Genomic DNA, 14,548 nt, shown 5'->3' with positions numbered 1-14,548 from the left:
ATCTTACCACGATTTAGGGCAATCTAAGCTGAGGCCCAGTGAGCTGCGCCCTGACTGTACTCGCTAAACTCATCTATGCAGCCTTCCCCAAACCGGGGAACGCTTGTCCAACCGCATAAGCTACTTTCTCGTAGGCATTATCCGCACAAAAATCTCCATGAGCCGCAAGAAAGTGCAAAAATGGCTGCCTTAGGATTTGTTCGAAGTCATACTTCAACCACAGCCTGGGATTTTTATCACTTGGTGTCACCCTTGCTCTCCAGGAGGGAGCAATCTGCATACCTCGGCGGATACCAGAAAACCTCAGCAGGTTTTTACCAAACCAGGTACATCCATTCCATGACTGCCAGTACTGCAGGGCATCACAACTGACCAGTAGTCCGCCACTAAACGGGAGCCACAATACGGCTTCTGGAAACTGACTTTGGGAAAAGACAATAAAGCGCCCCCCCGGTATTGGACAAACATCCTCCTGTCGCAACACCTTATCTGCTTTTGGCGGATAAAAATCTGAGCCGCGCTGTGTCCAAAAGGTAAGATCAAAGTGGTCTCTGTAGTAGAGATCATCACGTCCATGGTGATAGCCGAGCCGTATCGCGTGACTCACACGCCCAAGATCTTTTAACTTTTCCTCCTGCTGTGGACGCAATCTGATGGGATTAATCAAGGTAAGGTGATCCTGCCAGCGAGCGATTCCCATATTGCGATTGATAGTGACCCCCGGCGCTAGTTTGATAGTTCCGGGAACATAAAAAAAATTAGGCAAAAGTTGGCGAATCTCGCCGTGGGGCTCTGTGGGGGGATAGTTGATACGCACTGGCAGGCTACATATCAGCTATATTGAACTCGATTTCGAATACCGCGCAGAATTTTTACTGCAAATTCCGCGCGCTCATCAGGGACAAAAATGTGGTCACGGTGTAGTGTGGATACCACGCTGGTATCTATTCCAGCCTCCATTAATTCCTGGGCGACCACAGGAATAACCCGCACCGCATCAAGACCAGCCAGGATCTGCAAAGTGATTTGGCGAAAGGGGGCGCTTGCGGCAATATCTAATTGCCGAGCCGAACGTTGAGGCAGTATCACACTCATTCCCTCACCTTCTCGGAAGAAACACAAACTCTCTGACAAAATATCTGTAAACCGACTATCTGAAACCTGACAAAACACATAGATTTCATCGTGCAGCTTGGGATACAAAGTTCTCAATGCTCTCACTACGGATAGATCAGCTTTCATGCTTTCTTTGCCGTCTGGAAGTTTTCTCCAACCTGATTAATACGACCGGTTTCTACACGGTCGCACTGCTTTTGGATCAATCTTTCTGATTAATACCTGTCTTCAGGTGAAAATAGTCCAACTCTAAAACTACCTTTTGTGGGCTCTCTATTACCCGGCAGCATATTTTAATTTGGAAAAAATAAGATCACGCATTTTTTTAGAATTATTTTCCGAATAGAGCTGGCAGTTTAATAACTAAATATTTTTTAAGAGTTTTCCTGAAGCTTAGAGAAGTCGGATTTTAGCTGGTGGAAAGTTAAAAATATATTGATGGGATTAATTCTTATTGAGAGAAGTTGACCCAATGACTGTGAGAAGTTACGGATTTCTCAGCTCTTCACCATCAAATTCCGGTTCATTGGGTGCCGGAGTTGTATCCACTTCCGACGAATCCTGTTCAACCTCCCAGCTCTTCAGCACCGCATCAATATCCTTTTCCAGTCGCACACGGGGAAATTTGGGGCAGGGTGAATCTCTATCTGGATCATGCCATGCGGATAGGGGGGCTACAAAAACTACGTAGGATTTATGCAGGCGATTTCGCCCAATACTCACTTCTGTCCATGTTGTTTGCCAGGCAAACTTTCCCCTTACCGCATAGTCACTTTCGTAGGATTTTAAAGTGAGAAAATAGGGGTAAATCTTCCCTCGCTTGCAAATAATTCTGCGTCCGGTCTTTATATTGGCCATTTGAGTAAATGGATCAAAATACCAATTAATATCGTATCCAAATACGAATTGCATCTCTCCATTTTGCCTTAAAAAAGCGTAGGATCTCCCAGTGCCATCGGGCTTGAGACTCCAGACATGCCGCGCTTCACCATCGCGGGAAATCAGCCAGGCCCCAACCCATTGACTGGCATCGTAGCGTGATTTTGCATGCCAGCCTTCATTGACTGTTTTTCGTTTCTCTTCACTGGCATTTGCACTTACGACAAAAATTAGCAGTGGCAGGAAGAGATAGAATTTTATCCATTCCCACCCACTACTCATCTTTTCCACGCACGGATTAAATATCGTTCGCACGGAATTAAGCTGCTAGCGACTGACAATATCCGGGCAACTTGCACCGGCCTTGGGGGTTCGCCAATCAGCCAACCGACGCTGAAAGCTCAGAAGTCCACCGCCCGCCTGCAGCCAATGACGGCCATCAATCACTGCAAAGAGGAGGGTGGCACGGCTCCAATCTCGAAATGCGACAGATACAACCCCGCCCTTACAGCGCACCGAGGTTCCCGTTTTAACTCGCACCCGGTCACCATCCAATTGCCAGTTAATGGCAAAACCATGGGTCAATAGGCCTTTGGCATTAAATCCATAGGCATATCCGGAGCCATCGGCATGCAGTTGCCACACTAATTGATCATCGCCTTCACTCACAACCAGCCAATTTCCCGCCCACTTTTGCTGGGCGGACTCCGCCGAGGCCCACATTGGTATCGCTAGGAAAATTGCTGTGATAAATGGAACAACCGGCTTGATAAAATGCCGCTTTGGTAAAAGACGCAAAAACTTCATGCGCTGCCCTACGGTATCGGCCCCAGTGCATTACAGGGGGCGGGTTATTCAAAAGACGACTGGGGAAGTCGCCAATTTTCCTTTCCGATTACGGGGCTAAAGCCTCACTTATCGGCATGAAAAAACGCTTCGGCGCTATTTTTCACATCCCTCGAAAAGTAAGGCTAGACGCAATTTACAACGGTGGCAGGTTAAACGTTAAAAATATTCAAATTTACGACAAATTCACAAAAAGAATGCCAAGTCATTTTTACCGGTAGTCCAACTATCTGGATTTTGCTTCGGAAAAATTCTTGTCTGCTCTCCACACCCGATACTTTAACTGCACGCCCTGTGGCAGATATATAACCATTGGCAACTTACTGCTATAAGGCAGCATCAAGCCATCACCGCGCACGGTGATAAATCGCCGGGATTCACTGCCTTGGGCACAGACCTTTTGCGTATCTGTGGTCGGGGTCAAATCGGACAGGACATAAAAGGGGTAACCCCAGCCTGGGAGTATGTCCTTACGCAATGGGGCGCTAAAGCTTTGCAAGTTGCATTCCGCGACTTGGCTTTTTCCCGGTATCAACTCAACCCTGAAGCGACTTTCATCGACAACCTTGGGCAGCTTGATAACGTGACGTAACTTGCCTTCAACCTCCTCTGGAAATGCATCCAGAGGCTCAGAACCGTGGCAATCCAGGGCCAGTAACAACATGAAGGCAGTGGCAACTAATTTTGACATGGTATGGCCTCACTACTGCGCCGGGAAATGGCGGACAAAACTTTTTAAAGTCTAGTTCGCTTTTGTCTTCGCAGTCCCCACCAGAGCAGCGCCCCCAAACCGATTGCCAAAGCAAACAGAGCGGCAGTCCATAGGTATCGCCCCTCCCCCATCGCAGGTGGCTCCAACTTGGAGTGGGCCAGATTGAGATCCGCCCGCAGATTTTGAAACGCGGCAATAACTTCTGTGGAACTGGCACCACCAATCAAGTCACCCCTCAATTGCTGCCATTGGACCTGAAGCTGCTCCACCAGTACCTTGTCACGAATCAGCAGCTCCTGTCGTAACGGCCTATACCCATCACGATAAGCCAGCATTAACTTACCGTATGCCGCTGTTATATCTCCTCCTCGATAGTCCGTCTCCGCCAGCTGCAGTAAGCCAATTGCGCTGATAAGAGGGGGGATCAGAGTGCGTACAAGGTGGGGGTTTCCGCGCCACCACATCAATGCTTGTTGCAGAGTTGGCTCAAGTTCCGCCGGTTTAGTGGTCGCCATTCCCGGGAGTCCCAGTAAGCCGGGGTAACGGGTCGCCAAATCGGAAGAGGGTGGTAACTGATTCGCCACTGGAAAAGCAGCGACAGTCACCGCTAATGCCCAGCGCTGTAGGCCGGTCAGATCTCCATCAATGTCGACTGTGTGAATAGAGTCAGTTTCTGGGTCCAGGGTGTTATAAAGATCATAGAGACTGAACCCCGCCATTCTCTCAAGATCATTGAGGGCTGGGCCTTCATTACTACCCTCACCGTCAATACCGTGGCAGATGGCACACCGCTGCTGATAAATAGGCATCATAAAGCCCGGCGAGGGCAAAGAGTAACTGGGTGACCGCTGCAGCTGATACAAAGCAGCAAGGCGATCGGCGATTGCATTGGCTCGACGACGCACCTCTGCGCCGGAATCCTTATTCTCAATCGCCTTACGCAAGTCCGAGAGGCTTTTCTGCAAACCCTGCCGACCAGGCCGATCGGGGAGTTGAGTGACCAGGCGCAGTACTTCTTCTACCTGTTGCTTCTGTAGTTCATACAGAGGAGTGTCCAGTCGCTGTCCGTTCTCTACTGCATCGCCGTAGTCTACCGCTATATAGGAGAGAAGATTGCTGGCCTGAGCGGCCACAGTATTGCTGCTTGAAGTGTCCTGGCCTGAAACAGGTGGGATTAAACCAGCTAGGAGGGTAAACAGTAAAATCCATTTGAATCCCATTAGTGGCTTCCGGATCGGGCAAGAGTTGATCGATGTTAGGAGCCTCTCGACAGATTGCGGGGGCACCTTTCTTAGGGTAGAAATAAAAAACCCCGCTCGAGGCGGGGTTTCTTCAATCGGAAAGCTTAGCCGCGATCCGCTCGCTCTTTGGCAATCAGGTAATCCGCCACTTGCAGCATCAGCTCCTGGCCATTGCTCTTACCTTTATATCCCGGGAAAGAGGAACTGATGCGGTATTTACCCGCAACAACAACTTCCGGGGTACCAGTCATTTTGTAAGCGCGCTGATTGGCCATACCTTGCTTAACTTTGCTGTTGATAGCGAAGGAATTCATCAGCTTCGCAGCTTTGGCACCATCTTCACCATGCTTGTTAAACAGAGCCTCAATAGCCTTTAAGTCAGGCACCCAGTTGCGACCTTCGCGGACAGCCAGCATCTGGCGCTGAGTGTAGATGGTGTTAAAGATAGGGGTATGCATCTTTTCCAGAACACCCATGGAATCTGCTACGTAGTAAAGACGAGCGTGTACATCCATAACTGGCTGCCAAATTGCTGGCAATTTCAGCAGCGCAACATCGCTGGGCATCTTTTCTTTCCAGCGCTCCAGAGTTGGCTCAAAAGTGAAGCAGTGGGCACAGCCGTACCAGAACATCTCAGTCACTTCGATCTTGTCGTTGCTCTTTTGTGGTACAGCCTGCGGCAATACTTCATAGTGCTGGCCCGCTTTGAACTCGCCACTTTCCTGGGCGCAGGCAACGAGGCTGAACATTACAGCAAAAACCATCGTGATCGGGGCGAGAAATGCTCTCATAAGTCTTCTCCAACTTTTATTTAGTGGTGCGAACGCCATCTAGCGGCGGGCTGTCGAGCCACTGAGGACACAATAGACAACGCAGATTATTTAAGTTCCCGGACCCTCGTGCAAGGAAACACTGCAAAAACTGCCTAGTACGTCTATGGAAAGCGGCTTTATGCTCAGGCGACAGGCACAAAAAAGGCCGGTTGCAGACCGGCCTCAGTGTACTCAAACCCTGTGACTATTAGTCAGTCAGGCCTGCGATATAGTTGGCCAGCGCCTTGATCTCTGCATCGGAGAGTTGCTTGGCCACGGTGCGCATAGTGCGAACTTCACCGTCATTGTTGCGGGTACCCGCACGGAATGCTTTCAGCTGGGCTTCGATGTACTCTGGATACTGACCGCCCAGACGAGGGTAACCGGCCGGTGCATTGCCCATTCCAGCAGGTGAGTGACATCCCATACATGCGGGAACACCAGTCTCCATATTGCCACCACGGTAGATTTTACGTCCAAGCATCAGGCCGTCGACGTTCTCACCGTTGTTTAGCATCACGGAAATAGCCTCAGATCCGGTCAGCTGCATTGGCTGCGAGGCAAAGTAAGCGGCGATATCCTGCAGGTCCTGATCGTTGAAGTTGTCCAACTGACCGATCATTTGCGGCACATCGCGGGCCTTTTTACCGTCAGGTGTACCTTTAATATCTTTAAGCTGCTTATACAGATATTTTTCGCCGAGTCCGGCAATCTTTGGAAAAGCTGGAGCAATACTGTTACCGTCTGCACCGTGGCAGGCTGCACATTGAGCGGCTTTTGCCTTGCCCGCAGCAGCGTCGCCCGCAGCCAGCGCCAAGGGCACGGCGCCCAAGCCGAAAACTAAACCGAGTGCCAGAGCAGTGTTCTTGATAATGCTGTTCATACGTCGTCCCGTTGCGCGCTGAGAGATGGCGTTTCGCACCGCCCCCGATAGTCCTGCGACGCGAAAACGGCGGCATTATATACTTGCGCGCCAAGCGAGTGTACCGAATAAACAGACTTATACGATGTCAAATTCAGAATTTAAAGCCCAACCACCAAAACTGAACTACCGTTCCATACAATTTCTCACCAGTGCCCCCACCCTGACTGAGTGTCCGGAGGACTTTGGTGCCGAGGTGGCCTTTGCCGGTCGCTCCAATGCGGGGAAGTCCAGTGCCATCAATGCGCTCACGGAAAACAACAAGTTGGCGCGTACCTCTAAAACACCGGGACGCACCCAGTTGATCAACTTCTTTCGCCTCTCCGACCAGCAGCGCCTGGTGGATCTGCCCGGCTATGGCTTTGCCAAGGTCGCCCGCAGTATGAAAGATGAGTGGCAGCGCCATCTGGCCACCTACCTTGAGAAGCGAGAGTGCCTGCGTGGACTCGTGTTACTAATGGACATTCGCCAACCCCTCAAGGAGTTCGATCTGCATATGCTCACCTGGGCAGTAGAGGCCGAGCTCCCAGTGCACATCCTGCTAACCAAGGCCGACAAGTTGAAGAACGGTCCAGCCAACAACACTCGCTTTGCCGTAGAGAAGACCCTCAAGGAGCAGGGACTCAATCACGGGGTCACTCTGCAGATCTTCTCATCGACCAAAAAAACAGGCCTGGACAAACTCGAGCGCAAGCTCAATGAGTGGCTGGAAATCCCAGAGGAAGCCGCACCCACCGACGATTGAACGAGCTGGGAGCCCGGGGGCAGCGCCCCCCGAGCAACACAAGCACTTCAATTTTTCTCACACCGGAGAAAATTCCTAAAAGTGAACTCCGGGCACACCAGTTGCCGCTGCTTTGCGCTTCTGTTCGGGGATCAGGGAGCGAAGCAGTACCCGGTGCAGCCGTCGGCGTGCCCCCGGAGTTAAACAATGCAATTCCTCTGCATGTAAGTACCTCTGCGCGAGAAGAGCGGCAAGGGTTTCTTCGTGTATGGCAATCGTCAACAGACGGGAATTGCCATCGGCATTCATCTTTTCATTCCCCTCAGTGCACTCTGTTTCCGCCATTGATACAGGCGGATATTCTGGCTGTGGAGAACTCGCGTACCTGCTGCTGTGTCTCTCCGGGGTAGAGTGAGCTGATGCAATCCGCCGCAACCCTTTGCTTATGGCTATCGCCCAACTCGCGGGCGAGTACTGAGCTGGCGCCGGCAAGTATGTAGTTTCGAAGTTTTTCATCACCCAGCTCCCGGTAGGCAGCCATTAACCAGATAGCGCTTTCACTAAAACGCGTTGCCGAAATGGCATAAGTTGGCCACTGCTTTTCCAGAAGAAAGCTGGCCAGATCGAAGGCGCATCCCAAATAAGGTATTGCTTCGGCGTAATTGCACTCTTCAAGCAAAAGCTTGCCGCGCTCAATCCAATCGAGCCATGCCTTTTCTGCACGATCCGTGTCAGCGGTCAACCATTGGCGATGGTTGGCACACAAGTAACGTAAATTCACCGATACCCCCCCATATTTGATTTAACTTAAAGATAATGCGAACCATTATCATTTGCAAGCGCATTCACAAGCAACTTTTGTTTTCTTCTGTGATGGAGTCATTTAATGAAATAAAAAAAGCCGGCAGATGGGGGCTGCCGGCTAGGGGACAGTGCCCTTGGGGTGGGGCACTTGTCAGACGCACCCAGGGGGACGGGTACGCCTGAGGGTTCTTTTCATCCCAAAATTTCTTTTCATGCTTCGATGGTAGGCTGAACTTTCATGCTTCCCAAGCGCATGTTTGAGCCTTTGGGTTAGACCTATGCCATGCCCCAAAATCGATTATGCCGGAAGTGGATAACAGGCAATCTAGTCGTGGGACCCAGGGGTAACTGTGAAAAACCTCTGCGGGAGTTTTGGGGAGAGCCAATCTAAGGGCCTGCTCGCCGCATACGAAAACTTAAAGTAGCTGAGCGGCTCACAAAACGATTTAAGCGCTTAATTCAAAAAGGAAAGGACAGATACCCCGATGAATGAAATTACAGAAATTCACGAAAGACATAAAAAAACCCCGGAGTTGGGGACCATCCGGGGTAGAAAAAGCTAAACGCTTTGGGGTTAGGGAGCAACAATGAACTGATTACTTGGATAGGCTCTTAAGCCCGATGGTTCCCGCTCCTTTGGTAAATAAGTGTAAACAAAATACGTGTTTTGGCGCCTCATACGTTCTTCTAAGTAAAGGCGGTCGATTTTTATCAAATTGTTAACTCAGCCACTGGCCCATTGCTGTGCAGGCGGCGAATACAATCTGCAATCAACGGCGCACAATCTATCCACTCACAGTTTCCTCGCAGCTGCGACTGAGGAAGAGAATTAGTCACCACAATTGATTCCACCGGCAAGCGCGCCATTGCTGTATGGGCATCGCGACTAAATTGTCCGTGGACACAAAACACCAAAATCCGCCTCGCTCCCGCTTTTATCACCGCGTCCACTGCCCGTGTAACTGTGTGGCCAGTAGCAAGTAAGTCATCGACGATAATGACCGTGGCATCCTTAACTTCCCCAATCAAAGTTCCCCCACTCAACAGAGCACCGCTGCGATACTTCTCCACAAATGCGCTAGCCACCGGCACCCCCAACTGATCCCCAAGGGCCAAACGGAATTTTTCCGCACGCTTTATCCCTCCTTCATCTGGAGACAAAACAACCAGGGGACCCGGGTCTCCGGACAGGCGCATTCGCGCTACTTCAATCAACAGGGGGTTGGAAACCAGGTGAACGGTGCGGCAGCGGAATGCGTTCTCAAAGGCCGCCAGGGAGTGAACATCCATAGTCACGACTACATCCACTCCGGCGGCTTCCAGAAAACTGGCTAGATAGCGACTCGGCAGGGGGTCGCGCAATTTGGTTCGCCGCTCTTTTCGTGCATAGCAAAGGTAGGGGATGACCGCAGTCACTCTCGCGGCACCGGCATCGCGAAGCGCCCCAATAAAAAACAGGCAGCGCATAAGTTTCTGGTCAACACAGCTGCTGGTATCGGTGTACAGGGATTGGACCAGAAAAACATCCGCCCCTTCCACGTCATCCAGTGGCCGAACTTTGTGTTCGCCATCATCGAATTGACGCTCTTCATGGCGAGATACCGGTTCACCGAGACTCGCGGCGACACGTCCTGCGAAGTCTGCTCCCACATCGAGACTGAATAACTTAATGCGGCTCATAAGCTCAGTACCCTGCCTGGCGCCTCACACTCGCTAAGCGCCTTGCCCACGTTTTAATAGAAGTATGGACAGTGGAATTTAGGATCTGGAGTACTGCGGGTGTTGCAGTTGTTGCGGCTTGCGTAGATAGGGAGGATCAGAGCTGAAAGACAGGCAAAAAAATGCCCCGGACTTGGGGGAGTACCGGGGCAAACATCTGACTTCCTTGGGGGATGATGACGCATTCCAACGATCTTGCCTTTTTAGAGGGGCTGTCGCCGGAACAGTTCCACGGAATTTCAAAAAGATTGTAAAAACGCCTAACAAAACACAAAAATTGGCATTTTATTCATCCGTACCAACAAGAGCGCGCCAAATCATTCCGAGCAGCGCGCCCTACCCTCAATTCTTAGATGGTTTCTTCAGTCAAATTAGTGCGCCTGATCCCAATCTCGGCCCTGCCCCAGATCCACAATCAGGGGAACGTGCAGTTCTGCCGCGCCTTGCATCAATTCAACAATGCCATCGGCCACAATTTCGACCTCATCCTTGGGTACTTCAAGAACCAATTCATCGTGTACTTGCATAATCATCCGGGTCGCCAGCTTCTTCTCCCTGAGCCAGTTATCCACAGCGATCATGGCCCGCTTGATAATATCGGCGGCAGTGCCCTGCATTGGCGCATTAATTGCGGTCCGCTCTGCTGCTTGGCGCTGCATACCATTGCGTGAGTTAATTTCCGGCAGATAGAGACGGCGTCCAAACAGGGTTTCCACATAGCCCTTTTCTGCGGCCTGTGCACGGGTATCCTCCATATAGCGCAATACACCCGGGTAGCGCTCAAAGTAACGGTCGATATAAGTTTGGGCGTCAGCCCGGGGGATATCCAACTGCTTGGCCAGGCCAAAAGCCGACATGCCGTAAATCAAACCAAAGTTGATCGCTTTGGCCCGCCGGCGCTGCTCATCAGTCACCTCATCCTGAGCCACTTCAAAGACTTCTGCCGCCGTCGCGCGGTGAATATCTGCGCCTTGAGCAAATGCATCCACCAAACCTTTGTCCCCAGACAGGTGAGCCATAATACGCAGCTCAATTTGGGAGTAGTCCGCAGCGATGATCTCACTGCCACCATTGATTCTTGGGTCAACGGTGAAGGCCCGACGAATACGGCGCCCCTCCTCTGTACGAATGGGAATGTTCTGTAAGTTAGGGTCACTGGAGGACAGGCGCCCGGTAGCCGCTACTGCCTGGTGATAAGAAGTATGTACACGACCGCTCCCCGGGTCGATCATCTTTGGCAGTTTATCGGTGTAGGTATTCTTCAGTTTGGCCAGGCCGCGATACTGCATTATCAGTGCGGGCAGCTCGTGGTTGTGGGCCAATTCCTGCAATACAGCTTCAGCGGTAGAGGGCGCACCTTTGGGGGTCTTCTTGATCACTGGAATCTGCAGCTTTTCAAACAGGATCACTCCCAGCTGCTTGGTGGAGCCCAGATTGAACTCTTCGCCGGCTACTTCGTAAGCCTGCTGTTCCAGCTCTCGCATTCGCTGCTCAAGTTCAGCACTCTGCTCCGCCAACATCTTGGCATCGATATAAGCACCGTTACGCTCCATACGTGCCAAAACTGGTAGCAGGGGCATCTCAATTTCATCGAGTACCTTTACCAGAGTTGGCTCTCGCTCCAGACGCGCACTCAACTCATTGTGAAGACGCAGGGTGATATCTGCATCTTCAGCCGCATAGGGGCCCGCTTTGTCCAGCTCGATCTGGTTAAACGTCAGCTGTTTGGCGCCTTTACCGGCAATATCCTCGAAGTGAACCGTGTTCTCCCCCAGGTACTTGAGTGCGAGACTGTCCATATCGTGACGGCTGCCAGTGCTGTCCAGAACATAGGACTCCAACATGGTATCCCGTGCGATGCCGCGCAATTCAATATCGTAGTTGGCCAGGATATGACTGTCGTACTTCAGGTTCTGCCCCACCTTCTTGTGCTGTGGATCTTCCAGCAGGGGTTTGAGTTTGGCCAGCACCTCATCAAACGGCAGCTGCTCTGGTGCACCCATATAGTCGTGGGCCAGGGGAACATAGGCTGCACGATAGAGCTCCACCGCGAAGGACACCCCCACTAATTTTGCCTGCATATAATTGAGGCTGGTGGTTTCCGTGTCGAAGGCAAAGATGTCTGAACTCTTCAGTTGTTCCAGCCAGGCATCGAACTCCGACATTTCTGTGACGATGACGTAATCGCGCTCAACGGCTTCCGCCATGGCTTCTTCAGCCTCTTCACTGGTTAGCTCTTCTAACCAGCCGCGAAATTCATTCTGCGTGAATAGCTCAACCAGTGCCTCTGTATTGGGCTCTGAATTGTGCAGTTCCTGGGGGTGATAAGGCATCTCCACATCGGTTTTGATAGTAGCGAGCTTATAGGAGAGTTCTGCCGCCTCGCGGTGCTCCGCCATCTTTTTGCCGAGGGTTTTGGAGCCACGGAACCCCAGCGGTGCAATGGCATCCAGGTCGGAATAAATGGTCTCCAAGCCTCCCAGATTCTGTAACAGTGCCAGAGCAGTTTTCTCGCCCACACCAGGAACTCCGGGGATATTGTCTGATTTATCTCCCATCAGGGCGAGAAAATCGATAATCAGTTCTGGACCTACACCAAATTTCTTAGTCACGCCCTCGCTGTCCATTTCGGTATTGGACATGGTATTAACCAAGGTAACGCCCGGACGCACCAGCTGTGCCATGTCTTTGTCGCCGGTGGAGATTATGACTTGCTGCCCCTGACTCTGGGCCTCCAGCGCCAGGGTGCCGATCACATCATCAGCTTCAACACCGTCGACCACCAAGCGCGGCAATCCCATAGCGTCGATGATGTCGTGAATGGGCTGAATCTGCTCACGCAAGTCATCTGGCATAGGAGGGCGGTGGGATTTGTATTCGGCAAACATCTCATCGCGAAAAGTCTTGCCCTTGGCATCAAAAACAACCACTACAGGACTGCCTGGATGCTCCTTGAGGTGGCGGCGCAGCATACTAATCACACCGCGCACCGCACCAGTAGGCTTACCCTGGCTGGTGGTCAATGGCGGCAGCGCATGAAAAGCGCGATAAAGGTAGGAGGAACCATCCACCAAAATCAACGGGGCGGCTAAGGTGTTTTGTTTACTCATAGACGATGAATTCTTGCTTGCTTAGTTTGGCGTTCAAGACGCGCGGCAGGCCGATAGGATAACGCCCTTCGCTCTGTTTTTCCGCTTACTGATTCTTTCCCGCCAGACACCGTAGGCAACCTCTGCACAAAAGCCCACTCGACTTACCCCGCCGATTAAAACTATCGGCGCATCGATCTCACCAAATCCCCAGGCTTGGCTAGTCTTGCCGGTAGCGACCTTATGCGTTCGCTACTCCCCGGAAATCAAATTGTCGCAGGCTGCCCCCAGGCAGTCAGGGATCTTTTATTTCCAAAAAACTGTGCCACCCGATGTTGAAGGAAGGATTCGAAAGATGAGAGGAGTGATGCGTGCCACCCTGTTGTTTGCCGCAAGTATCTTTGCCATTTCGGCAAGTGCCGGCTCGGATTGCAGTGGAGAGCATACCGCTGAAGCCGAGGCGACTGATGAAATACACTCACAGCAGACTGAGGTAGAAGGCCATGAGTTAATACTCAGGCAGGCTATCCGCGAGAGAGAAAATGATTTGCTGGAGAGACAAAAACAGCAGCTGGAGAAACTGCAAAAACAAGCGGAAAGAGATGCTGCCCGGGTAGAGAAATTACAGCAAATAACCAATCGTTCCTAGAAGCCACCCTACCAGATCCCGCCCCCTCCCTGGGTAGGCGGGATACTGGGTACGCTCAAGGAGCCTCTGATTTATCCTTGTTGCGGTCGGGAACCTGACTCAAGCAAGTGCGGGCTTGAGACAAGAGGGACTCTATCAATTCCCTGTAATCAGCATTTTCACTCAACTGATCTCCCAGCAGATCCAAAGCGGCGTAACGCAGCCCCAAATTTTCTGCCAACTGTTGATCTCGTTCATTAGCCGGCATGTCTCCAAATAGACAGCCGTCGCCAATCTGTGACAAATCCAGCATTGCCTTGGCACCATAGCCCCCGCCACTGCCGTCGCCCAGGGCGTGGGTTTTCACTCCTGCAGAACCAAAAAAGTGACCATAGGCATCGTGCGTAACAACGATGGGAACTTCGCGATATCCATACAAGGCCCGATCGAGTACTTTCTGCAAGTTGGCCATCGAACTGGAAAACTGCCGTGCACGCCCCATAAACAGCTCAGCCTGCTGCGGCTGTAATTGCGCCAGGCGCTCAGCGATCTGTGCCGCAGCTATTGCCGCATTGCGGGGGCGCAACCAGAGGTGGGGGTCGGTAGCACTGGCTCCCTCATATTCAAGGGTCTCTATATCCAGCAGCTGCATTTGCCGGCCCGCTGGTAACAGCGCTGCCTGTTTTGCCAATACCCCCTCCATTTGCGGTCCCAGCCACACCAATAGTAAGGCGCGCTCAAGTGCAGCCCGATCGGAAACCGTAGGGGCATAATGGTGAGGATCTGCTCCCTCAACCAGCACCCGAACAGGAATATCCTCACCGGTTATTTCCCGGGCGATCAGGGCTAAAGGGCGCACGCTGACGACCAGCTCTCCACCACTGTCGGATTCCGGTTTGCTACAAGCCGGGAGAAAGAGCCCGAATAGAAGCACCGTGGAGATTGTAAAAAGACGTTTGAAGGGATACATCAGAGACATTAGGCGGCGAAAAATTGCGATATAATCACAACCAGCGCCAAGCTGCCAGCCTGGTTGTCCATATCCGGTAAAGAAGG

General features: G+C 51.7%; 15 protein-coding genes. 2 read left to right on the top strand and 13 right to left on the bottom strand.

Features of this window, described 5'->3' with window-relative positions:
- Window positions 1-73: 73 nt before the first annotated feature.
- From ACJJI8_RS06495 to ACJJI8_RS06460, 8 genes are all read right to left on the bottom strand, one after another.
- Window positions 74-817: a hypothetical protein gene (locus tag ACJJI8_RS06495; RefSeq protein ID WP_444906748.1), complete on the bottom strand. Its 744-nt coding sequence runs from the start codon at window positions 815-817 to the stop codon at window positions 74-76.
- Between the two features lie 14 nt (window positions 818-831).
- Window positions 832-1,242, bottom strand: a complete 411-nt coding sequence (locus ACJJI8_RS06490) for an ACT domain-containing protein (protein ID WP_444911866.1) — start codon at window positions 1,240-1,242, stop codon at window positions 832-834.
- 360 nt (window positions 1,243-1,602) lie between these two features.
- Complete coding sequence (locus ACJJI8_RS06485; RefSeq protein WP_444934571.1) at window positions 1,603-2,277, bottom strand: hypothetical protein; 675 nt, start codon at window positions 2,275-2,277, stop codon at window positions 1,603-1,605.
- 45 nt (window positions 2,278-2,322) lie between these two features.
- Window positions 2,323-2,802, bottom strand: a complete 480-nt coding sequence (locus ACJJI8_RS06480) for a hypothetical protein (RefSeq protein WP_444934570.1) — start codon at window positions 2,800-2,802, stop codon at window positions 2,323-2,325.
- 265 nt (window positions 2,803-3,067) lie between these two features.
- Window positions 3,068-3,532, bottom strand: coding sequence for an ecotin family protein (locus ACJJI8_RS06475; protein WP_444934569.1), 465 nt, complete (start codon window positions 3,530-3,532; stop codon window positions 3,068-3,070).
- Window positions 3,533-3,576: 44 nt separating this feature from the next.
- Window positions 3,577-4,773: a hypothetical protein gene (locus ACJJI8_RS06470; protein WP_444934568.1), complete on the bottom strand. Its 1,197-nt coding sequence runs from the start codon at window positions 4,771-4,773 to the stop codon at window positions 3,577-3,579.
- 125 nt (window positions 4,774-4,898) lie between these two features.
- Entirely contained in the window at window positions 4,899-5,585 is a 687-nt protein-coding gene (locus tag ACJJI8_RS06465) for a thiol:disulfide interchange protein DsbA/DsbL (RefSeq protein ID WP_413663932.1), read from the bottom strand.
- Between the two features lie 229 nt (window positions 5,586-5,814).
- A complete protein-coding gene (locus ACJJI8_RS06460; protein ID WP_444934567.1) occupies window positions 5,815-6,489 on the bottom strand; it encodes a c-type cytochrome in 675 nt (224 codons plus the stop codon).
- A gap of 124 nt (window positions 6,490-6,613) precedes the next feature.
- Here ACJJI8_RS06460 and yihA point away from each other — a divergent pair, with 124 nt between their 5' ends.
- Window positions 6,614-7,273, top strand: coding sequence for a ribosome biogenesis GTP-binding protein YihA/YsxC (gene yihA / locus ACJJI8_RS06455; protein WP_444895556.1), 660 nt, complete (start codon window positions 6,614-6,616; stop codon window positions 7,271-7,273).
- 75 nt (window positions 7,274-7,348) lie between these two features.
- Here the strand turns inward: yihA and ACJJI8_RS06450 are convergent, their stop codons facing one another.
- From ACJJI8_RS06450 to polA, 4 genes are all read right to left on the bottom strand, one after another.
- The gene (locus ACJJI8_RS06450) at window positions 7,349-7,561 is read right to left on the bottom strand and encodes a hypothetical protein (RefSeq protein ID WP_444895557.1); all 213 of its coding nucleotides are present in this window, start codon (window positions 7,559-7,561) and stop codon (window positions 7,349-7,351) included.
- A gap of 13 nt (window positions 7,562-7,574) precedes the next feature.
- Window positions 7,575-8,033, bottom strand: a complete 459-nt coding sequence (locus ACJJI8_RS06445; protein WP_413663928.1) for a hypothetical protein — start codon at window positions 8,031-8,033, stop codon at window positions 7,575-7,577.
- 734 nt (window positions 8,034-8,767) lie between these two features.
- Window positions 8,768-9,736: a ribose-phosphate diphosphokinase gene (locus ACJJI8_RS06440; protein ID WP_413663927.1), complete on the bottom strand. Its 969-nt coding sequence runs from the start codon at window positions 9,734-9,736 to the stop codon at window positions 8,768-8,770.
- Window positions 9,737-10,146: 410 nt separating this feature from the next.
- Window positions 10,147-12,885 carry a DNA polymerase I gene (gene polA, locus ACJJI8_RS06435; RefSeq protein WP_444934566.1) on the bottom strand — a complete coding sequence of 913 codons (2,739 nt, stop codon included), beginning with the start codon at window positions 12,883-12,885 and terminating at the stop codon, window positions 10,147-10,149.
- Window positions 12,886-13,219: 334 nt separating this feature from the next.
- Between polA and ACJJI8_RS06430 the strand changes: the two genes are divergently transcribed.
- The gene (locus ACJJI8_RS06430; protein ID WP_444911862.1) at window positions 13,220-13,513 is read left to right on the top strand and encodes a hypothetical protein; all 294 of its coding nucleotides are present in this window, start codon (window positions 13,220-13,222) and stop codon (window positions 13,511-13,513) included.
- Between the two features lie 55 nt (window positions 13,514-13,568).
- Here the strand turns inward: ACJJI8_RS06430 and ACJJI8_RS06425 are convergent, their stop codons facing one another.
- A complete protein-coding gene (locus ACJJI8_RS06425; protein ID WP_444934565.1) occupies window positions 13,569-14,471 on the bottom strand; it encodes a metal ABC transporter substrate-binding protein in 903 nt (300 codons plus the stop codon).
- Window positions 14,472-14,548: the final 77 nt, after the last annotated feature.

The sequence above is a fragment of the Microbulbifer maximicatervae (SeqCode) genome (assembly GCF_052467695.1).
This window is presented reverse-complemented; position numbering and strand designations above follow the sequence as displayed.